21 protein-coding genes and 1 pseudogene are annotated in these 20,598 nt (G+C 65.3%); 14 read left to right on the top strand and 8 right to left on the bottom strand.

The annotated features are described in order from the left end of the window. Positions 1-13 precede the first annotated feature (13 nt). On the top strand, positions 14-1,384 hold the full coding sequence (locus K940_RS0123620; protein ID WP_028479498.1) for a cytochrome P450: 1,371 nt from the start codon (positions 14-16) through the stop codon (positions 1,382-1,384). 138 nt (positions 1,385-1,522) lie between these two features. Next, positions 1,523-2,463, top strand: a pseudogene (locus K940_RS30090) (IS701 family transposase). Positions 2,464-2,933: 470 nt separating this feature from the next. Here K940_RS30090 and K940_RS33820 read toward each other — a convergent pair. Genes K940_RS33820 through K940_RS0123595 form a run of 3 tightly spaced genes read right to left on the bottom strand, consistent with a single transcriptional unit; the run spans position 2,934 to position 4,138 of the window. Further along, entirely contained in the window at positions 2,934-3,533 is a 600-nt protein-coding gene (locus K940_RS33820; protein ID WP_231390492.1) for a hypothetical protein, read from the bottom strand. A 1-nt stretch (position 3,534) separates the two neighbouring features. Beyond that, complete coding sequence (locus tag K940_RS0123600; protein ID WP_155981085.1) at positions 3,535-3,891, bottom strand: hypothetical protein; 357 nt, start codon at positions 3,889-3,891, stop codon at positions 3,535-3,537. Continuing rightward, on the bottom strand, positions 3,884-4,138 hold the full coding sequence (locus tag K940_RS0123595) for a hypothetical protein (protein WP_028479494.1): 255 nt from the start codon (positions 4,136-4,138) through the stop codon (positions 3,884-3,886). The genes K940_RS0123600 and K940_RS0123595 overlap by 8 nt, the downstream gene beginning before the upstream one ends. 114 nt (positions 4,139-4,252) lie before the next feature. Between K940_RS0123595 and K940_RS0123590 the strand changes: the two genes are divergently transcribed. After that, positions 4,253-5,134 (top strand): helix-turn-helix transcriptional regulator, encoded by an 882-nt coding sequence (locus tag K940_RS0123590; protein ID WP_028479493.1) that lies wholly within the window; start codon positions 4,253-4,255, stop codon positions 5,132-5,134. Next, complete coding sequence (locus K940_RS0123585) at positions 5,134-5,337, top strand: DUF397 domain-containing protein (protein WP_028479492.1); 204 nt, start codon at positions 5,134-5,136, stop codon at positions 5,335-5,337. The genes K940_RS0123590 and K940_RS0123585 overlap by 1 nt, the downstream gene beginning before the upstream one ends. A gap of 160 nt (positions 5,338-5,497) precedes the next feature. On the opposite strand, the gene K940_RS0123580 is transcribed toward K940_RS0123585, so the two are convergent. The 3 genes from K940_RS0123580 to K940_RS0123570 form a co-directional block, all read right to left on the bottom strand. Then, positions 5,498-6,262 carry an FAD-binding oxidoreductase gene (locus tag K940_RS0123580; RefSeq protein ID WP_028479491.1) on the bottom strand — a complete coding sequence of 255 codons (765 nt, stop codon included), beginning with the start codon at positions 6,260-6,262 and terminating at the stop codon, positions 5,498-5,500. A gap of 30 nt (positions 6,263-6,292) precedes the next feature. Further along, positions 6,293-7,450: an FAD-binding oxidoreductase gene (locus K940_RS0123575; RefSeq protein WP_028479490.1), complete on the bottom strand. Its 1,158-nt coding sequence runs from the start codon at positions 7,448-7,450 to the stop codon at positions 6,293-6,295. Positions 7,451-7,851: 401 nt separating this feature from the next. After that, complete coding sequence (locus K940_RS0123570) at positions 7,852-8,787, bottom strand: NADP-dependent oxidoreductase (protein ID WP_028479489.1); 936 nt, start codon at positions 8,785-8,787, stop codon at positions 7,852-7,854. 432 nt (positions 8,788-9,219) lie between these two features. On the opposite strand from K940_RS0123570, the gene clpB reads away from it, so the two are divergent. From clpB to K940_RS0123535, 7 genes are all read left to right on the top strand, one after another. Continuing rightward, the gene (gene clpB, locus K940_RS0123565) at positions 9,220-11,775 is read left to right on the top strand and encodes an ATP-dependent chaperone ClpB (protein ID WP_028479488.1); all 2,556 of its coding nucleotides are present in this window, start codon (positions 9,220-9,222) and stop codon (positions 11,773-11,775) included. A 93-nt stretch (positions 11,776-11,868) separates the two neighbouring features. After that, a complete protein-coding gene (locus tag K940_RS0123560; protein ID WP_028479487.1) occupies positions 11,869-12,684 on the top strand; it encodes a DUF5666 domain-containing protein in 816 nt (271 codons plus the stop codon). A gap of 91 nt (positions 12,685-12,775) precedes the next feature. Then, entirely contained in the window at positions 12,776-13,792 is a 1,017-nt protein-coding gene (locus K940_RS0123555) for a hypothetical protein (protein WP_028479486.1), read from the top strand. Between the two features lie 55 nt (positions 13,793-13,847). After that, entirely contained in the window at positions 13,848-14,654 is an 807-nt protein-coding gene (locus tag K940_RS0123550; protein WP_028479485.1) for an SDR family oxidoreductase, read from the top strand. A gap of 2 nt (positions 14,655-14,656) precedes the next feature. Beyond that, positions 14,657-15,208, top strand: coding sequence for an orotate phosphoribosyltransferase (gene pyrE / locus K940_RS0123545; RefSeq protein ID WP_028479484.1), 552 nt, complete (start codon positions 14,657-14,659; stop codon positions 15,206-15,208). Positions 15,209-15,259: 51 nt separating this feature from the next. Further along, on the top strand, positions 15,260-16,318 hold the full coding sequence (locus tag K940_RS0123540) for a beta-ketoacyl-ACP synthase 3 (RefSeq protein ID WP_028479483.1): 1,059 nt from the start codon (positions 15,260-15,262) through the stop codon (positions 16,316-16,318). 3 nt (positions 16,319-16,321) lie between these two features. Next, positions 16,322-17,014 carry a lysoplasmalogenase gene (locus K940_RS0123535; protein WP_028479482.1) on the top strand — a complete coding sequence of 231 codons (693 nt, stop codon included), beginning with the start codon at positions 16,322-16,324 and terminating at the stop codon, positions 17,012-17,014. A 14-nt stretch (positions 17,015-17,028) separates the two neighbouring features. Here the strand turns inward: K940_RS0123535 and K940_RS0123530 are convergent, their stop codons facing one another. Then, a complete protein-coding gene (locus K940_RS0123530; protein ID WP_028479481.1) occupies positions 17,029-17,475 on the bottom strand; it encodes a hypothetical protein in 447 nt (148 codons plus the stop codon). A gap of 86 nt (positions 17,476-17,561) precedes the next feature. On the opposite strand from K940_RS0123530, the gene K940_RS30085 reads away from it, so the two are divergent. The 3 genes from K940_RS30085 to K940_RS0123515 all read left to right on the top strand — a co-directional run bounded on the left by K940_RS30085 (position 17,562) and on the right by K940_RS0123515 (position 19,892). Beyond that, positions 17,562-17,834 (top strand): hypothetical protein, encoded by a 273-nt coding sequence (locus tag K940_RS30085; RefSeq protein ID WP_051407488.1) that lies wholly within the window; start codon positions 17,562-17,564, stop codon positions 17,832-17,834. A 54-nt stretch (positions 17,835-17,888) separates the two neighbouring features. After that, on the top strand, positions 17,889-18,575 hold the full coding sequence (locus K940_RS0123520) for a TrmH family RNA methyltransferase (RefSeq protein WP_028479480.1): 687 nt from the start codon (positions 17,889-17,891) through the stop codon (positions 18,573-18,575). A 231-nt stretch (positions 18,576-18,806) separates the two neighbouring features. Continuing rightward, on the top strand, positions 18,807-19,892 hold the full coding sequence (locus K940_RS0123515; RefSeq protein ID WP_028479479.1) for a glycoside hydrolase family 76 protein: 1,086 nt from the start codon (positions 18,807-18,809) through the stop codon (positions 19,890-19,892). Positions 19,893-19,900: 8 nt separating this feature from the next. Here K940_RS0123515 and K940_RS30080 read toward each other — a convergent pair whose 3' ends face one another. Beyond that, positions 19,901-20,584 (bottom strand): DedA family protein, encoded by a 684-nt coding sequence (locus K940_RS30080; protein WP_036530097.1) that lies wholly within the window; start codon positions 20,582-20,584, stop codon positions 19,901-19,903. Between the last annotated feature and the right edge of the window lie 14 nt (positions 20,585-20,598).

Genomic DNA, 20,598 nt, shown 5'->3' with positions numbered 1-20,598 from the left:
AATCGGAGGGAACATGAAGGCACTAGAGTCGATTCCGGTTGCGTCGGGCAGCCTTCCGCTCGTGGGTCACCTACCGCATCTGATGCGCGATCCGTACACGTTCGTGAAGTCGCTGGCCGAGCACGACGGCCTGGTCCAGATCCGTATCGCCACGAAACCCATTGTGCTGGTGTGCAGTCCGGATCTGACCCGCGAGGTGCTGCTGGACGATCGGACGTTCGACAAGGGCGGGCCGATCATCGACCGGATCCGGGAGTTCCTCGGCAACGGTCTCGCGACCTGCGCCCACAAGGATCACCGGCGACAGCGGCGTGCCATTCAGCCGGTCTTCCGCTCCGAGCGGTTCGCCGGGTACATAGACGTGATGAACGAGCAGATCGCCGCGGTCACGGAAACGTGGGCGGACGGGCAGATCCTGGATGTGCAGCACGAGATGGAGGTGATCACGTCCCGGGTGCTGACAAATGCGATGTTCTCCAACGCGATCTCGTCCGACCGGCGGGCTCGGATCATCGAACTGATCGAGTTCGTGATGGCCGCAGCCACTCGCCGCACGATCACGCCGCCCGCGTTGCTTCGGCTGCCGACTCCGGCGAATCGGCGATTCGATGAGATCAACCGACAGCTGCGCACGCTGCTGGAGGAGATCGTGGTCGAACGCCGAGTCAGCGGAAACGATTACGGTGACTTCCTTTCGGCGCTTCTGACCGCCGAAGCCGCCGAGGGAGAGTCGGCTGGCTGCGAGAATCGTGGCCTGACGAACGCGGAAGTCGTCGACCAGCTGGTGACGATCTTCATCGCGGGCACCGAGACCGTCGCCGGGTCACTGTCCTGGGCCCTCTATGTCGTGGCCGGGCGGCCGGACTTGCAGGACCGATTGCACGACGAGGTCGACTCCGTGCCCGCGGACAGCCATCCCGGTCACGAGCGCCTGCGGGAACTGAAGCTGACCAGCGGAATCATCACCGAAACCCTGCGATTGCACTCGCCGGCCTGGATTTTTGCCCGCGTAGTCACCGTCGACACCGAACTGGGCGGCCACCACCTGCCCGCCGGTACGTCGGTGGCGTACTGCCCGCACCTGATCCATCGCCGCAGCGACACCTACGACGATGCCGACCGCTTCGACCCGGACCGCTGGATCGACGGCGCGAAGTCGGACCGCCGGAACCTGATCATGTTCGGCGCGGGAGCGCGTAAATGCATCGGCGACGTCTTCGGGCAGACCGAGGCAATGCTGGCGTTCGCCGGGATCTTCGCACGCTGGCAGGTCGAGCTGGTCCCGGACGCGCCCCTGGTGCTGAAGCCCGCGCTCGCCCTCAGCCCCACCGGCCTGCGACTACGGGTCCGCGCCCGCACCGCTCTGGGGACGCGGGCGTCTTAGCACGACAGTTGTATTTCGTTGTGCTGCAACAGGGCCTGTGGTGCGGTAGTTTGCGTGTCTGTGTTGGATAATGTTGTTGCCGAGGATGTTTCGGTGTAGCGGGCGGCGTTCGATGAGGTGTTCGCGGGGATCGCGGGGATGTTCGGGCGGGCGGAGTCGCGGCGGTGGGCTCGTCGTATCCGACGGGGTTGCTGGCGCCGGTGGAGCGCAAGAACTCCTGGCAGCTCTCCGATGCCGCGGGTGTGGTGGGGCCGGACGGGCTGCAGCATTTCCTGAACCGGTCGCGGTGGAAGTCCGATGAACTGCGAGACAGGCTGCGCTCCTATGTGGCGACCGCGCTGGCTTGCCCGGATGGTGTGCTGGTGGTCGACGAGACCGGGTTCCTGAAGAAGGGCGTCAAGTCCGCCGGTGTGCAGCGGCAATACTCCGGCACCGCCGGCCGTGCGGAGAACTCCCCAGCTCGGAGTGTTCCTCGCCTACGCTGCCGGTGCAGGGCGCGCATTGATCGACCGAGAGCTGTACCTGCAAGTTCCGGTCGTTCTGCGAGGCTCGCCGGCTGTCCTACGTGCTGGAAGTGCCGGTCCATCCAGACCGTGAACGATCTGGATGGTCGTCGCCGGGTGGACACCCTTGTCGGTCGCGCGCCCGCTGATGCCTGGCATCGCGTGTCGGCCGGGCTCGGTGAGCGAGGCGAACGCGTCTACGACTGGGCTTGGGCCACGCTGCCGTCCTTCGGCGACATCCCCGCCGGATTCGCCCGCACCCTGCTGGCCCGCCGCAGCCTCGACGACCCCACCGATATCGCCTACTACCTGTGCTTTCACCCCGCTACCGTCACCCGCGAACAGATCGTCGCCGTCGCGGGCGCCAGGAGGGCGGTCGAGGAATGTTTCCAGGCCGCCAAGGACCAATGCGGCCTGGACCACTACCAGGTCCGCACATGGGAACCGTGGTACCGGCACATCACCCTGGCCATGCTCGCCCACGCCTTCCTCGCCGTCACCGCCGCTACCGATCCAAAAGCCCACGCGGGCTGGGTCGAATCACAGTCGCCGACATCCGCCGTCTCCTGGCGATAGTCCTCCACCCCGCCCGCACCCTCACCCACGCCCTGGCCACCTGCCGATGCCGCCGCCACCAGAACTCCGCCCGACAACTCCGATATCGAAGACATTCCTTGTAACACAACGAAATACAACTGTCGTGCTAGGTAGCACTCAACAGACCATGCCCGGAAAGCAACGGCTGATGATATCGAGCAGAAGCTCCAGCACACTCCAGAGGGTGAGACCCCCACTGCCCGAACTGCTGGTCCCGGTGTCGTATATCTGTGTCGCTGCAATCGCTGGCTCCGGCGACTCCGTGACTGCGGCAGCAGACCGCTACCACAGCCACAACACGGGAGGTCGACCAGTGACCTCCCAGTGCACCGTGATCGTTGTGCTCAGCGTCGAGTGTTTCGGTGTGGAGGTTCCCGTTCGGTCGCCCAAGCCCACGCGGTAGAAACTGTTCATCCTCGTAGGGGCCGATTGGGGTCGTGCGACGGTAATCACGAGCCGAATGGAAATGGCGGCGGGCGGGTGTAGGTGTGGTGGGGGGTAATGGTGATCAGATCGAATTCTGCGATCAGTTCGGTGGGTAGGTGTGAGGAGAAATGCCGAAGGCATGGCGTGATGACTGCTCGGGCGGCGGCGTTGCGCGCGGCGGTGATCAATTGCGTGACGGGATCGTCAGTGCGTGTCCCGAACACGATCGTCTTGGACAGTGTGTAGCCGAGTCGTTGTGCGAGGCTGCGGATCTGGATTTCGTGCCAGTTCTGCGAGATGCCGGATATGTCGCGGCGGAGGTAGCCGATAGCGATTGGTTTCGTGGTCATGGTTGTGGGTCTCGTGGGTCGGTTGTGTCCAGGGTGCGGGCGGTATCGGCGGTAGGCGCGGGTGCGTAGCAATGCCCGTCCGCGCGGGGTGATCTGCCATCCGCTGGGTGTGGCCCTGGTGAATCCGGTGGCGGTGAGGGCGCGTAATGCTGCCCGCAGGGTCGATTCCGCACGTCTGGTGCGCGCGCGTAGCTGCGCGACGGTCAGTGACGCCCCGGGGTGCGCTGCCGCGAGCGCGGCGAGTGTTTCTGCTTGGGGCGGGGTCAGTGGCATGTCAACCCCTCGAGGTGTCGTGATCGGTTGGTCTTTCGGCCATGCCGCCTATGATCGGGTAGGGCGTACTGTCCTGGTGGGGGTTCGTATCGATGAGGCCGGCTTCGATAAGCGATTCGATGACATCACCGATGTCTTCGCCTGTGGCAGCTAACATTTGCGCCCACGAAAGCTCTGGACCCACCAGCCCATCCGCGTAGACCGGGCTCCATGCACCGTCGTCTCGCTGCAACCATCCGACGGCCTGTTCGGGCAATGGCTGTTGTTCGAAATCTACCTGCGTATAGGGCATTACCCGCAGCGCGTGCGCAAGCCGGGCCAGCAGCCACACACTCGGTTGTGAATCGCGCTCATCCATCGGCCACCACCAGACTGCATTGTGAGGGGGTGTCCGCAATAGGCACGCCGATCGCCACCATGAGCAATCGGCCACTCGCGGGGCATCCGGCAATGACATGGTTGTTGTAGTGCATGAGGTCCTCATCTCCAATCCGAGGGATGAATGGCGCGTCCGGCTTCCGGTATTCCCCTTGCGCGGCAACGCGAATAACGAGCAACACGGTGAGGGTGTCGTGCTTCCATCCGGGCGCATACCAAGAAGACACTGCGCACCGCCCTACTTGCCACTGTTTCAGTGAAAACGTCTCTGAAAATCGGGCCTTGTTTTAGTTTGGTTCTGATCACTGTCCTAGTTGAAACAACGCCATCGGAAGTGTGATATGGCAACTGATTCCACGATCGCCCGACGACTGCTGGGCCTGCAGCTGGAGAGTCTGCGCGAGCGATCCGACCTCACCAGGGACAACGCTGCAAAGGCTATAGCCGTGGGGCGCTCCACGGTCTGGAAGATGGAGACCGGCCAGCCGGTCCGCTTCAACCCGGTTCTCATCGAGAGACTTTGCCAGCTGTATGGTGCCAGCGAAAAAGAGACCCAGGTGGTACTGGAGCTGGTCAAGGAGACGAAAGGAGCGAGGGGTTGGTGGCAGTCGTTCACTGATGACGCGATCCCCAAGGATTTCGGATTGTTCGTCAGACTCGAAGACGCGGCGAGTCGAATCACTTCCTACCAGACGACCTTCTTACCGGGCCTCCTGCACACCGAGGAATACAAAAGAGCACTCATCTGGACCGAGTTTCCGAACAAGCGCACCGCCGATGTCGAGCGCATGTTGCAGGTTGGCCTGAACCGGCGACTGCGGTTGACGAGTGAAGCGAACCCACTGTGCATGAACGCCCTGATCGACGAGTCTGCGCTCCGGCGTACGGTCGGCAATTGCCGGATCATGGCAGCTCAACTCAACCATATGGTTGAAGTTGCTCAGCTCCCGAAAGTTTCGGTTCGTATAGTGCCTACAGCGACTGGAGCATACCGTCCACTTCTCATCGGTACTTTTGTGTTGTTGGAGTTCCCGCCGCATCCGACGGCAGAATTGACGATGCCGCCTGTGGTGTATGTGCAGGGCTTCTTGGGCGACCTGTACCTTGAAAAGGCGCACGAAGTTGGGCAGTACCGTCATGCTTGCGTCGAACTGGATCGGTTGGCGCTGGATGAGGCGGATAGTCGAGCCCTCATCGTCGATGTTGCGAAGGAGTACAAGTAGTGAGCGTTTCCCTAGTCGGAGCACAGTGGTTCAAGAGCAGCCGCAGTAGCGGGTCGAAGGATTGTGTGGAGGTCGCATTCCACGGCGGCGTGGTGGGTGTCCGTGACTCCAAGAACACGACCGGTCCGGCATTGAAGTTCACCCCTGGGGAGTGGGATGCGTTCACTGCTGGCGTCGTGGGCGGAGAGTTCGACCGTCGATAGTTAGCCTGTCACAGGCAGAGGCGATCCACCGTAGTTGTGCCGGTGGATCGCCTCTCAGCTTCTCGACCCAATCGGTAACGCGTGGAATCACCCTCCGCAAATCGACCATTTCCGGTCTCGCTACGTGTGGAGGAACTCGGCGAGGTCGGCTGCTCCCAACTCACAGCCCCTCGAACTGAATACGCTCTGCGGGCGTGCCGGTTTCGATCAGTTCGTCCAGGGTGGATGCGACCATTGCGGGCGAGCCACACACCAGCACTTGGTGTTTCGTGAACGCGCCATGCGATCCGACGACCTCGGCGAGTGTCCCGTGTAGCAAGTCATCGGCGGAAAATCCGATGTCGACGCGGGACCGCTCGTACCACTCGTCCACTCGATTCGGGTCGGTCAAATCTTCGACCACGGGAATCACTGTGAGCCACGGTAATTCGCCGGACAGTAGATGCAGCATGTCCGCGGCATACAGGTCGCGCGGTGAGCGCCCGCCGACGAACAGGTAGGTCTGCGGCGGGGTCGGGGTGCGCGCCAGTTCCAGAATTTGGGCGCGCATGGGGGCCAAACCTGTTCCGCCGGCGACCATCACCACCTCCTCGCCGTCCGGGTCCACATGGAATCCGCCGCGGGGAGTGCCGATCCGCCATTCGTCACCCGGGCGGGTGTCGGCCACCATCGTGCCGCTGCACCAGCCGCCCGGTATGGCGCGCACGTGGAACTCCAGCTTGCCGTCCAACGAGGGCGGTAGCGCCGGCGAGAGCCGGCGTCGCACATGGGGATGCTGTGGCATTCCCACCTCGACCGACTGTCCAGCGGCGAACGGTACGAACTCGCCGATCAATCGAATCACCGCGAGATCGTGACGGAGTCGATGATGGCCGACAACGGTCGAGGTCCACTCCGGTGGATGCTGCGCGCCGTTGCCGAGCATGCTCGGGTCCCCCAACAGGTGCCTCCTTCGTCACACAGGGTCGCAGCTGATGCTGTGCTCCGGCGTACCGACCGCGATCAGTGCGCGCCTGGTATCGGCGATCATGTGCGCCGATCCCGCGATCTGAATCTGACGATCCGCCCACGCGCCGAAGCTCGCGACCACCGCGCCCAGATTACCGATCAGACGCCGGTGCATGCCGTACGGCTCGTCCTGCACCGGATGCGGATACCACCACGGGTTGGTCTTCTGTTCGCACACCGGAACGACGGTCAGCCAGGGGTTGCTCTGCGAGAGCTGCCACATGTTCTCCACATCGTACAAGTCGCAGGGGTAGCGCCCGCCGATGAAGAAGTGGACGCGCGGGTTGATGCCGCGTTGGCCCATTTCGATCAGTTGAGCTCGCAGGGGGGCGATACCGGTGCCCGCGCCGATCAGCAACACATCGCGGCCGCTGTCCCGGTCGACCCGCAGGCCACCGAGAGGGCCCCCGATCTTCCACCGGTCGCCCACCGTGGTCTCGCCGATGATCGCGGGGCTCACCCAGCCGCCACGAATCTTGCGCACATGGAACTCGATCTCGCCGTAGGGGTTGGACGGGATCGCCGGTGACAGGTAGCGCCACATCTTCGGGCGTTGGGGCACGCTGACCGGAACATACTGGCCCGCCTGATAGGGCACCGGTTCGTCGGACTGTAGGCGCACGACCGCCAAGTCGTCCAAGACCAGGCGGTGACCGACCACGGTCGCGTCCCAATACGGTCGGGAGGTGTCGGAGTTGGCGCCGATGGCCATGGACGCGGAGATCAGGATGGTGATGTCGCGCCAACCGTCCTCCAGCTCCTGATTCCAGTTCGCGCCATGGTAGGCGCGGAACGCGGCGAGCAGCGCACGGCCGGCCGAGTCGTAGTGCGTGGCCTCGACGCCATACTTGCGATGGTCGCGCGCGAGCTGCTCCAGAAATCCCTGTGCTCGCTCCCAGTCCTCCAGATGATCGAGCACGTACTGGATCGCGGTGGCCATGCGTCTGGGTTGCATTTCCATGGCGGGCGGGAACAATTCATGCAACCCGGGGTTCTCGGCGAACAGATGTCCGTAGAACGCGCTGATCAATCGCTCGGGTCCATGCGGTGACTCGACCACCGAACGGAAGTCGGCGCGGACCAGCGCAGCCGAACGCGCATCCACGACGTGGAGCTTCCTTTCCCTCAGTTCTGTCGGGGACGCGCCGTTGCCGGCGGTCTCCCACCCACAAGTATCCCCGAGGATGTCTCGGTCGTGTCGTCGCGGCTGGTAAACGAACGTGCCGGCCGTCGCGAGAGAACCGAGACCGCCTGACGCATCGCCTCTGACACGCCGGTCGCGTTCTCCGTTTCAGGCGACCTGGCCTGGTTTTCCGCCGGGTGAGGTCTCGTCGCCGTAGCGCCGAGGATACGACCTACGGAGTCCAACGACCGGCCCGCGTCACGAGTTCCCTTCCCTCCGCGGCGGGCGCGTTGGTCGGTCGTTGTGGACACGGTCGTCGCCGGGTAGCGCTGCGCCGGTGACCCGGCTCGATGGGCGGACCGGTCGACTCGGAGCGGTGCGATTCAAATTTCGAGGACGGTCTTGCCCTGTGCGCCTGTCGCGCCGATGACCCCGGGACCCGCCGAGAGCGGGACGGTGGCGGCGATCGGCACCACCACGTCGCCGGCAGCGACACGTTCGATGAGCCTGGCCAATTCCAGTGCGCTGCCTTTGGAATCGATGTTCCCGCCGCGGATGGCCCGCGCACGCAGGGCGTCCTCGTCCGCGGCGAAGACGGTCGAGTACACCGTCCCGCCGTCACGGACCACCGCCGTCAGGTCGGCCAGCGCCTTCGGCGAGCTCACCAGATCGAACAGCACATCGACGCCATGGGGGTGGGTCGCGACGATCTGGTCGCCGACCGGCGCCACGGTGTAGTCGACCGTCTCCGCCGCACCGAGGCGAGTCATGCGGTCGGCCGAGCTACTGCGGGCAGTCGCGATGACGTGCGCGCCCGCGATGTTCGCCAGTTGTACCAGGAACGATCCGACACCGCCGGTCGCGCCGACGATCAGCACGGTTTGGCCTGGTTGGATCCGAGTGGCTTCCACCAGGTCCTGCGCGGTGATCCCCGCAGTCGGCAGCGCCGCGGCCGCGACGGTCGGCACGCCCGCCGGGACCGACACCAGCGTGCCGCGCTCGGGCAGCACCGCGTATTCGGCGAAGCTGCCGTGCCCGACCGGCGGGGTGAGGAATCTGCCCACCACCCGCTCGCCGATGGCGAACTTGTCGACGCCGGGGCCGAGCGTAGCGACGGTGCCCGCGCCATCCATTCCGAGGATCATCGGGAAGTCGTGCGGCAATCTGCCCTCCAAGACGCCGGAGGCCATCCGCTGATCGAAGGGGTTCACTCCCGCCGCCTCGAGTTGCACCCGCACGGCGCCGGGTCCGGGCTCGGGCACCGGCATCTCGGCTAGCTCCGGCGTCGCTCCGAACTTCCGTACGACGATCGCGCGCATCCGTTCGCTCCTTGATTCGGGCCGACGAGTCGGGGGATTCGGGCCGACGAGTCGGGGGATTCGGACTGACGAGTTCGAGTCGAGATGCACCTTTGGTGGGCTGCCGTCCCAAGAGCGCGTGCCGATGACGGACGACCTTGGCCATCGTAGGCATCCGTGTGCCGCTACGCCCGCAATCGTCGTATTCAGCAGTGTCGGGGCCATCGAGTGTCGGGGGCGTCGCTGCCAGCGGTATTGCGGCGTAGCGTACGAGCTGTCCGGCCGAAAAGTATCGTCACCTGCCCGGCGACGGTGTCCAAACTTGAGTGGAACAGACTCAACCTTTCGAACGTTGACAGTGAGATAGCGGCATGAGCCGGGATCGGGCACGCGAGACGAGGCGCGCGCCGATTGCGGGTCGTGCCGTACGACCGACTAGTAGGAAGGTGACCCGTGGACTCGTTCAACCCCACCACCAAGACCCAGGCTGCGCTGACCGCCGCGTTGCAAGCGGCGTCCGCCGCGGGCAATCCCGAGATTCGTCCAGCGCACCTGTTGGTGGCGCTGTTGGATCAAACCGACGGTATCGCCGCACCCTTGCTGAAAGCCATCGGCACGGATTCGGCGACAGTGCGACGCGAGGCACAGGACATCGTGGACCGGCTCCCCCGGGCGACCGGCGCCACCACCACGCCACAGCTGGGCCGCGAGGCGTTGGCCGCGATCGGCGCGGCGCAGCAACTGGCTACCGAACTCGGCGACGAATACGTCTCCACCGAGCACGTCATGGTCGGTCTCGCCGCGGGCGACTCCGACGTGACGATGCTGCTCACCAAGTACGGCGCGACCGCGGACGCGCTGCGTTCGGCGTTCACCGCAGTGCGTGGCAGCACCCGGGTGACCAGCCCCGACCCCGAGGGTAGCTATCAGGCGTTGGAGAAGTACTCCACCGATCTCACCGAAGCCGCTCGGTCGGGCAAGCTGGATCCGGTGATCGGTCGAGATACCGAAATCCGCCGTGTGGTACAGGTTTTGAGCCGACGCACGAAGAACAACCCGGTGCTGATCGGCGAGCCCGGTGTCGGAAAGACGGCGATCGTGGAGGGCCTCGCCCAACGCATCGTCGCAGGCGATGTTCCGGAATCTCTGCGTGGCAAATCTGTGGTGGCATTGGATCTCGGTGCGATGGTCGCGGGCGCGAAGTATCGCGGCGAATTCGAAGAACGACTGAAGGCGGTGCTGGAGGACATCAAGAACAGCGCCGGCCAGATCATCACGTTCATCGACGAGTTGCACACCATCGTCGGTGCGGGCGCCACCGGAGAATCTGCGATGGACGCCGGCAACATGATCAAGCCGATGCTGGCCCGTGGCGAGCTGCGTTTGGTCGGTGCGACCACCCTGGACGAGTATCGACAGCACATCGAGAAAGACGCCGCCCTGGAACGCCGCTTCCAGCAGGTGCTGGTCGGCGAGCCATCGGTCGAGGACACCATCGGCATCCTGCGTGGCATCAAGGATCGTTACGAGGTGCACCACGGGGTGCGGATCACCGATTCCGCACTCGTGGCTGCGGCGACACTGTCGGACCGCTACATCACCTCCCGGTTCTTGCCGGACAAGGCGATCGATCTGGTGGACGAGTCGGCCTCGCGGTTGCGCATGGAGATCGACTCCCGCCCGGTGGAGATCGACGAGGTCGAGCGCGCGGTGCGTCGGCTCGAGATCGAGGAAGTGGCGCTGAGCAAGGAAACCGACGAAGCGTCCAAGCAGCGGCTGGATAAACTGCGCGCCGAACTCGCCGACTCTCGAGAGAAGCTCAACCAGCTGACCACTCGGTGGCAGAACGAGAAGAATGCGATCGACCAGGTTCGCGTCTTGAAGGAAGAGCTGGAATCGCTGCGCGGCGAATCCGAGCGCGCCGAGCGCGACGGCGATCTGGGCAAGGCTGCCGAGTTGCGCTACGGTCGCATCCCCGTACTGGAAAAGCAGCTCGCCGAGGCCGAGAAATCCTCCGCTGCAGCGGGAGACGGCGAGGTCATGCTCAAGGAAGAGGTCGGTCCCGACGACATCGCCGAGGTCGTGTCCGCTTGGACCGGTATTCCCGTGGGTCGCATGATGGAGGGTGAAACGCAGAAACTGCTGCGGATGGAGCAGGAGTTGGGTCGTCGCGTCGTCGGCCAGGCCGAAGCCGTGCAGGCGGTGTCCGATGCGGTGCGCAGATCGCGGGCCGGGGTTGCCGACCCGAACCGTCCGACCGGCTCGTTCATGTTCGTCGGCCCGACCGGTGTCGGTAAGACCGAGCTGGCGAAGGCGCTGGCGGACTTCCTGTTCGACGACGAGCGCGCCATGGTCCGAATCGACATGAGCGAATACAGCGAAAAGCATTCGGTCGCCCGGTTGGTCGGCGCTCCTCCCGGATACGTCGGCTACGACCAGGGCGGCCAGCTCACCGAGGCGGTGCGGCGGCGGCCCTACACGGTGGTGCTGTTCGACGAGATCGAGAAGGCGCATCCGGATGTGTTCGACATCCTGCTGCAGGTTTTGGACGAAGGCAGGCTCACCGATGGCCAGGGCCGAACTGTCGATTTCCGCAATACGATCCTCATCCTCACCTCCAACCTGGGCGCCGGCGGTGATCGTGAGCTCGTGATGAACGCGGTGCGGTCGGCGTTCAAGCCGGAGTTCCTCAACCGTCTCGATGATGTGGTCATGTTCCACCCGCTCGACCAAGAGCAGCTCGAAGACATCGTCGATATCCAGCTCGACCAGCTGCAGAAGCGGCTCTCGCAGCGGCGGCTCACACTGGACGTCAGCGATTCGGCCCGATTCTGGCTTGCGCTACGCGGCTACGACCCGGTCTACGGCGCCCGTCCGCTGCGTCGGCTGATTCAGCAAGCCATCGGTGATGCGCTCGCGAAGGAACTGCTCGCCGGCGAAATCACCGACGGCGACAGCGTGAAGGTGGGTGTGGGTCCCGACAGCGACTCGCTGGTGGTCGGACGCTGACCGACCGGCGCCCGAGCCCGACCGGGCGCCGGGATGCCCACCAGAGGCGCGGCGAAGCGAGTGCCGGACAGGTTACGGCCTACCCTGGATGACATGACCACCCCGAACGATCCGTGGAGCCAGCGGCCGGAGGACGCACCGACCGAGCACCTCGGTCCGACGGGGAAGTCCGGCTACGGGGATCCGGCGCGGCCTACCGACTATGCCGCGCCGTACGATGCCGCGGCGCCTGCGGAGTATCCCCCTACCGAGCAGATGGGTTCGTGGGCGCCGCCGGGGCCGAACGCTACGCGGGAGTTTCCGCCCTACGACCCCTCGTGGGCCGCCTACCACGGCAGCGCTGGTGATCGACCGACGGACACGGCGGTACTTCCGGGCGGCGGCATGCCACCGGTGCAGCCGCCACCGGAACAGACACCGCTCGGACAGAAGCCCCCGCGACGCAATACCGGCCTGTGGATCGCGCTGGGAGTGTCGGTTCTGGTGTTGGTCGGAGTGCTCGGCCTCGCCGCGGGAGTGATGTTGGCCGGCGGCAATTCCGGGTCCACCGACACCGCTGCCGGCCCGTCTGCGTCGGCCCCGACCAGTTCCCTACCCGACGACCGAACCGTGGAGCCACCGCCAGGCGGCGGACTGCCGACTGTGCCCGACTTCGGCGAGTTCGGCGGGCTGACCGCGGCCATGGGCACCATCACGGCCAACAACGGCGAAACCTTGACCGTGAGCACTGTGCTGGGCGACACCGTGACGGTGCGCACCGACGCGGACACCGAGGTGATCTCGCTGTCCGCCACCACCGTCGCCGATCTGCCGACCGGTGAACTGGTGTTGGTTCAAGGCAACGAAACCGAGGACGGATCGTTGCTGGCCACGGTCATCATCTCCACGTCGTTACCCGGTGGACGATGAGCGCCGTCTGCGACGGTCGGCGCCACCCGGCGGGTCCGGTGTGCAGCCAATGCCGGACTATCGCCAGCCCCGCCTATTAGGCTAGGCGGCGATGACGGCAATGTGGTTCGGATTGGCGGCGATCGCGCTGGCGGGTGCGATCGTGTTGCTGTATTTCGATCGGCTGCAGCGGCGGCGCACCGGTCATGCGAGACAGGACTGGGCGAAGTCTCAGGGATATACCTACGTGTCGGTGGAGCCTGCGCTGGCATCCACGTGGCGGCGTGGGGCGATGGCCAAACTCGGCTATCTGTCCGCGGTCGATGTGGTCACCGGGATTCGAAAGGGCGAGAAGTTCGTGCTGTTCGACCTGGAGGATGCGGCGACTCTGGTCGCGGTGCGCCGCCAGATCGGCTCGGACATCGATGTGGACATGCGGTTGAAGACGGCAACGCCACCCAAGGACCACGACCTGGAACTATTGGGCGCCATCGGTGATCGAGTTGTTTTCGCGACCAATCCCGAAATAGCCCGGCATGCCGTCGACCAACGCATGGTGGCCTTCATCGAGGCATTGACCGACACCGTGCAGATGCTCTGGAGCGAAGGCAACTGGACTTTGGGCATGCTGCCGGTTGGCACCTCCTCGAAGGATTGGGAGACCGCGATCGACGCAGTGCTACGTCTGTCCGGGCTGCTGCACGTGCTTCCACCGGTCAGTGAGCCACGATTCGATGACGACGGGCCCGATCTCGGTCGTCCGCGCGTTCGTGAGCGGCCACTGGCTACCGACCCGGAGCAGACCGATATCGACGAGCGTTCGGCGGCATCCGGCTCCGGTGAGGACGACCTCCCCCCGGCGTCCCCGCCGGGTGACACCGAGACCGAAGCGCCACCGTCTCGTCGTCCATCGCTCGCGGTGGTGCCCAATGCTCGGCCACGGGGACGAGACGACGACGTCACCGACGAGGAGGGTCGCCCGGCGCAGGAGGAGCGGCGATCGGATCAGGCCCCGCCGGCTGGTGAGGCTGTGGAGCCGGGTGTAGCGCCGCATCGATCACCCGCCGATCCTCCCGGCGGACCGTTTCACCCCGGGTTCCGTCCCTACCAGGGACCGACGCCGAGGTGACCGGGTACATGCGCACTGCAGTGGAGTCCGTGCCCGTGCGATTCGTCGCGCCGTCATGAGGCAGCGCCCGCACCTCCGGTTACCCGGCGCCGTCCGCCCGGTAGCGATGGTGACCGGACCGACCTCGGGTATCGGCCGTCGCTATGCGACCCGGGTGGCCGCACTCGGATACGACGTGGTGCTGGTCGCTCGCGACGAGCAGCGCTTGGCGGGTCTGGCGACAGACCTCGAGCATCGTTTCGGCACGCGTACGCAGGTATTGGTTGCAGACCTGGGGTGCGCGCCCGACCTCGAGCGGGTTGCGGCGCGGTTGAGCGAGGGTGTCGAATTCTTGGTCAACAACGCTGGTTTCAGCTACTCGGAAGATTTCTGCGCCCAGACGCCCGAGCAACTGCAGGCCGTCTTGGATGTCAACGTGGTGTCGGTGGTGCAACTCACCAGGGCCGCTCTGCCGTCGATGATCGCCGCGGCGAACGGACGCGTGGTCAACGTGGCCAGTGTGGCCGGCCTGATCCCTGGCCGGACCGCGACGTATTCGGCATCCAAGGCCTACGTCGTATCCTTCACCGAAGGGTTGGCAGGCGGATTGGTCGGAACCGGAGTGCAGGTTCAGGCCCTGTGTCCAGGATTCGTGCGCACGGAGTTCCATCAGCGAGCCGGCATCGAGATGGCCTTGCCGGACTGGATGTGGCTGAGCGTCGACCAGGTGGTCGACGGTTCACTGCGTGACTTGGAGAAGGGTCGAGTGCTCAGTGTGCCCGGATGGCAGTTCAAGGCACTCACCACTGTTGCCGGAATGATCCCGCGAACCCTGGCGGCCCGAATGAATCGCGGGTTGTTCCCAGCACGCGGAAGGAAGTAGAAGTGATCGATCAGGTGATCGCCAACGACAGGGACAGGTTGGCCGCGCTGGTACGTGAGCTTGCCGTCGTGCACGGCCGAGTCACGCTCTCCTCCGGTAAGGAGGCGGACTACTACGTCGATCTGCGCCGTGCGACGTTGCACCACCGTGCGGGACCGCTGATCGGCACGCTGCTACGCGAGCTGGTCGCGGACTGGGATTTCGCCGCTGTCGGTGGTCTGACCATGGGCGCCGACCCGGTGGCGTTGGCCGTGATGCATGCGCCGGGTCGCCCGATCGATGCGTTCGTGGTGCGGAAAGCGGCCAAGTCGCACGGCATGCAGCGTCTGATCGAAGGCCCCGACGTGGCAGGTCAGCGGGTGCTGGTTGTCGAGGACACCACCACCACCGGAAATTCACCACTGACCGCGGTGCGCGCGTTGCGTGGCGCGGGCGCTACGGTGGTAGGTGTCGCCACTGTCGTCGACCGGGAAACCGGCGCCGATCAGGTGATCGCGGCGGAGGGACTGGAGTACCGGTCGATCCTCGGATTGAAGGATCTCGCCCTGGGATGACCTGGGCGCCGATCTGAGACTTTAGATTGTGAAGGGTCGTGTGAGTCACCCGTGGTGAGCATTGCAGTAAATGGAAATCGGGAAAATGTTGCGATGCTCGGGATCGGCGCCTACCGACCGAGACGTGTGGTCAGCAACGCCGAGGTCTGTAAGGTACTGGATTCCACCGACGAATGGATCTACGAGCGGACCGGCATTCGCAACCGTCGCTGGATCAGCGGCGAAGAGACCCTGCGGTCGATAGCCGCGGCGGCTGGCGAACGGGCGATCACCAACAGCGGCATCGATCGCTCGAAGATCAACGTGGTGATCCTGGCCACATCCAGCTGGCTGACCCTCACACCCCACGGTGCGCCCGCGGTGGCCCATGACATGGGGATGAACGGCGTCCCCGCGTTCGACCTGACCTCCGGTTGTGGCGGTTTCGGATACGGCCTCGGCGTCGCGGCGGACATGATCCGCGCAGGCTCGGCCGAGTACGTGCTGCTCATCGGTGCCGAGACGATGACGGTCGGGCTCGATCCCACCGATCGCGGCACGGCGATGATCTTCGGCGACGGCGCGGGCGCGGTGGTGGTCGGCCCGAGCGCGGAGAACGGAATCTCCCCGACGGTCTGGGGCAGCGACGGCGAGCACGCCTCTGCGATCACGCAGGACATCGACTTCGTCGAATACATGAACCGGGCGGAGGCCATGCAAGGTCTCGACCCGCAGACCAAGCCGGTCGGGCGCATGTCGCTGCGGATGGAGGGCCAGCAGGTGTTCCGTTGGGCCGCGGTCACCCTGCCGCGGGCGCTGTCCACCGCGCTCGAGGTATCCAATGTGGCCAAGGAGGACATCGACGTCTTCATCCCACATCAGGCCAACGCGCGGATCAGCGAGCTGATGAGGAAGAATCTCGGTTTGGCCGACGAGGTTCCCATGGCCAACGACATCGAGAACACCGGCAACACCTCGGCGGCCTCCATTCCGCTGGCCATGGAGGAAATGCTGGTCACCGGAAAGGCCAAGGGCGGTCAGACCGCGTTGCTGCTCGGTTTCGGTGCGGGGCTGAGTTACGCCGGGCAGGTCGTCACCTTGCCGCCCGCCCCACCGGAAGCGAGCTTCTAGCCGATGCGCCCGTTCCGTGCCGCGTACCTTGCTGCCGCGGCAGTAGCCGGGTACGGCGCTTTCACCGGGCGGGCACGGGCACAGTGGGCCGCGAAGCCGCTGTTGATGCCGCTGCTCGCGGCGGACGTGGCGTCCGAAGGCCGCGCGCTGCCACGGGCTCACCGCGCCACCCTGATCGGGTCGCTCGGTGCGGCCACAGTCGGCGACATCGTGCTCATCGACCCCGACGACGATCGCCGACTGGTTGCGGGTGCGTCATCGTTCGCAGTGATGCAGGCTGGATATGCGGCGCTGTGGTGGCGGATGGGCGGCCGGCCCACGGCTCGGACCACAGTGCCTCGGGCAGTCGCGTGGTCGGCTGCGGCCGGGATGCTGCGGGTGCGGGCGCCCTCGGTGGCGCGGCCACTGACGGCCTACGGACTTACGCTGGGCGCCGCTGCGGTACTGGCTTCGGATCCCGCGCTGGGTCGTCCCGGTTCGCGTGATGCGGCCACGGTCGAGGGGGCCGGCTGCAGGCGGCTCGAACTCGGGGCGTTGCTGTTCACCCTCTCCGACGGACTCATCGTGCTGCGGAGGTCGTTCGCTCGTGGTGAGCGGGCGCGCCGACTGACCGAAGGCATCATCGTCACGACCTACGCCGCCGCACAGTGTCTGCTCGCCGACCCGACAACTCACCTGCGGGCTCGCGACCGATGACGGCGGTGCGCTGGTCACAGCACCAGGATGATGCGGTCGCGGTCGGTGGGGTCGACGCGGATGGACAGGATCTCACCGACGGCCAACCGGGATCGATCTGCAGGTGCGACATCGAACACGACCGTCCCCCGGTAGCTTTCCGATCCGGGCACTGTCAGTTCCAGATCCAGCTCGGTGAGCTCGGTGTGGTGATCGGTGGGTTCGAGCGGATGGACGCCCTCGACAGTGGCCCAGCCTTCCAGCCCATCACGCCACAACCGGCGGTCCGCTTTCGAAGGTCGCGCCGCCCACATCATCCCGATCCCGACACAGGAACCGAACAATCCCACCATCGCCATGATCTGATATGGCACCGTATCCGGCGGCGTGTGCGGCGCCACCCAACCCAACCAGAGAGCGAGCAGCGTCAGGTACCCGGCTGTCACTCCGAGCACCGTGCGCAATATCCGCCCGTGATTCATCTCAGCCTCCACCGCCGGATGTTTCGAAAGACGCTGTCGGGCTGTAGTAAATGCTGTAGTCAACGATATCTATTACGCTCCAGTCCGTGAACTATCCACCGCAACCTCCCCCACCCGAGTACCCGGCCAATGGCCCATATGTCCCGTGTGGGCATCCGCCGAACCATCCTCAGGCCAACCCCGTTCTGATCCTGGGCATACTGAGCTTGGTTCTGTGCGGATTGCTGGGGCCCGTCGCATGGGTGATGGGTAAGCGAGTGCTCGCCCAGATCGACTCCTCCGGCGGCACTGTCGACGGCCGCACCAACGCCAATATCGGCTTGATCTTTGTCATTGCAGGCGGGGGCGTGTCCAACTGAGCACCGAGGCAGTCCAGCCGTCGACCACACAGATGTCGGATTAGCATCGTCGACGTGAGTCACCCAGCGGCGAATACGCCGGAGCACGACCTGCCCGGACCTACCGAGTGGGGGGAACATCCGAACGGCGTGGGGCCGTGGGCCGCCGAGCACACCGGGCCGCCGCCGCCCGATCCGCGCTTGGATCCGGAGTTGCTGGCTCTCGGCGACCGCCGCAATGTGGTCGACGCCTATCGGTACTGGACTCGCGAGGCGATCGTGGCCGACATCGACCGGCGTCGGCACCCGTTCCATGTCGCCATCGAGAATTTCGGGAACGATGCCAATATCGGAACGGTGGTCCGTACCGCGAACGCCTTCGCCGCTGCGGCCGTTCATATCGTGGGGCGGCGGCGCTGGAATCGTCGTGGCGCGATGGTTACCGATCGCTACCAGCGTATCGAACATCATGCCGACATCGACGCGCTGACGGCGTTCAGCCAACGTGCGGACCTCACTGTGGTAGCAGTCGACAATGTGCCCGGTTCCGTGCCATTGGAGTCGGCCGCACTGCCGCGCGAATGCTTGCTGCTGTTCGGTCAGGAAGGACCCGGAGTCACCGAAACGGCCAGACGAGCCGCCACGATGACGGTGTCGATCGCCCAGTTCGGCTCCACACGTAGCATCAATGCCGGGGTCGCCGCGGGGATCGCAATGCATGCGTGGGTCCGTCGACACGCCGATCTCGGTGCTGCATGGTGAGCGACGTGCCGCCACATTGCAGACGCCCAGTTCATCACGGCATTCCGCGCCCGCACAGCAAATTGGGCGCGGAATTCCGTTCCATCCTGGCACTATTGATTCATGACCTGGCGAAGCGATGATATCGAGGCTTCGCGCGTGGAGCATGAGGCGACGCCGTATCGATCGGCTTCGTCGTCCGGGGGCCCGCACGCTGTGGAGTCGTCGACTGTCTGGTCCGAACGGGCCGACATGGCCGAATCGGCGATGATCTCCCGTCATCTGCGTGCGTTGTGGGCACTACCCGGTACCGAACTGGGTGTAGTCGGCTGGCCCGCCACCCGGCGCGAGCGTTTCTTCGGTTCGTGGCACTACTGGTGGCAGGCGCACCTGATCGATTGCGCGACCGATGCCGCCAACCGGATGCCGACAGCGACTCGGCGCAAGCGGATCGCCGCGCTGGCGCGCTCACATCGCATTCGCAATCTGACTGGATGGACCAACCGGTACTTCGATGACATCGCCTGGCTGACGATCGCGCTGGAACGCGCCGAGCGCACCCAGGGCACCAACGTGCGCAACGCCTTGGTCCTGTTGGAGAAAGCACTGCACAGTGGGTGGGTGTCTCGATCGGACGGTGGCTTACCGTGGCGCGTGGGATCGGACTACTACAACACGCCGACCAATGGTCCCGCCGCGATCGCGCTGTTGCGGCTCGGTCGGATTCAGCGTGCACAGCAGATGGCCGACTGGTTGGACGCGACGCTGCGCGACCCCGAGACCGGCTTGATGCTGGACGGCATCCACCTGCCCTCCGGCGCGATCGAGCGTCCGATTTTCACCTACTGTCAGGGGGTCGTGCTCGGGCTGGAGACCGAGCTGGCCGTGCAGACCGGCGAGATCAGGCACGTCGACCGAGTACACCGCCTGCTGGGCGCGGTCGAAGAACATCTGACCGTCAGTGGCGTGGTGCACGGCGGTGGCGTCGGCGACAGCGGGTTGTTCAATGGCATCTTGATTCGCTACCTGGCGCTGGTGGCGATGATGCTGCCGGGCCGGGACCGGCAACAGGCCGCCGACCGCCGGATGGCGGCGGCGATCGTGCGCGCGTCGGCCGCGTCGGCGTGGGCCAACCGACTGGAGGTCGAGGGCGAGCCGCTGTTCGGGCACGACTGGAACAAGCCCGCGCAGTTGCCCAGCTTCGTCGCCAGGGTCGGACACATCGCCCCTGGTCGCGCGGTGACCTCGTCCAGGGTGCCCGAACGCGATCTCTCGGTACAGCTGTCCGGATGGTTGCTCATGGAGGCGGCGCACCAAGTCAGTGCGGCGGGCCTGTGACCGTGGGCTCAGCTCTCGGTCTCCGCGGCCAGTGTGGGCGGGGGCGCCAGGCTGAAATCCTCGGCAGGCTGTGACATCTCCCGCTGGTAGCGCCGTATTCCGACTATCGTCGCGACGATCAGAGCGGCCACCAGGATGCCGATGACGATCGGCATCAGCCACGGCACCTGCGCAACGAAGCCACCGGCGTAGTAGCCGATGAGCAACAGCACCGGCGCCCAGACGATCGCACCGATGGTGCTGGCCACGGTGAAGGTGCGGTGGTCCATCCGTGCCGCCCCTGCGACGGACGGGCACAACGTGCGTACCCACGGAATCCACCGCGCGACCAACACGGCCACGAACCCGTATCGCAACAGAAATTCCGACACTCTTTGCACATTGCGTACGTTGACGTATCTGCCGCCCTTTCGAGCGACCAGGTGCTGTCCGGCGCGCTGTCCGATCGCATATCCGACCTGGTTGCCTGCGATGGCTGCAACCATCGCGCCCAGAGACAGCGCCCACACGTGTTGCTCACCCGCGGAGTGGGAAGCCAACACGATCCCCGCGGTGACGAGCATGGAGTCGCCGGGCAGAAAAAGCCCGAAAATCACCGCACATTCCAGGAAGACGAAGGTCACCACCACTGCCCATACGAGTGTCGGGCCAGCGGACATCAGCGGATCGAAACTGCCCATGGCGAGGGGCATCGACGGTCCCGGCA

It is taken from the genome of Nocardia sp. CNY236 (assembly GCF_000482385.1).
Classification (GTDB): Bacteria; Actinomycetota; Actinomycetes; order Mycobacteriales; family Mycobacteriaceae; genus Nocardia.
Note: the sequence above shows the minus strand (reverse complement) of the source record. Positions and strands in the feature narration are given on the sequence as shown.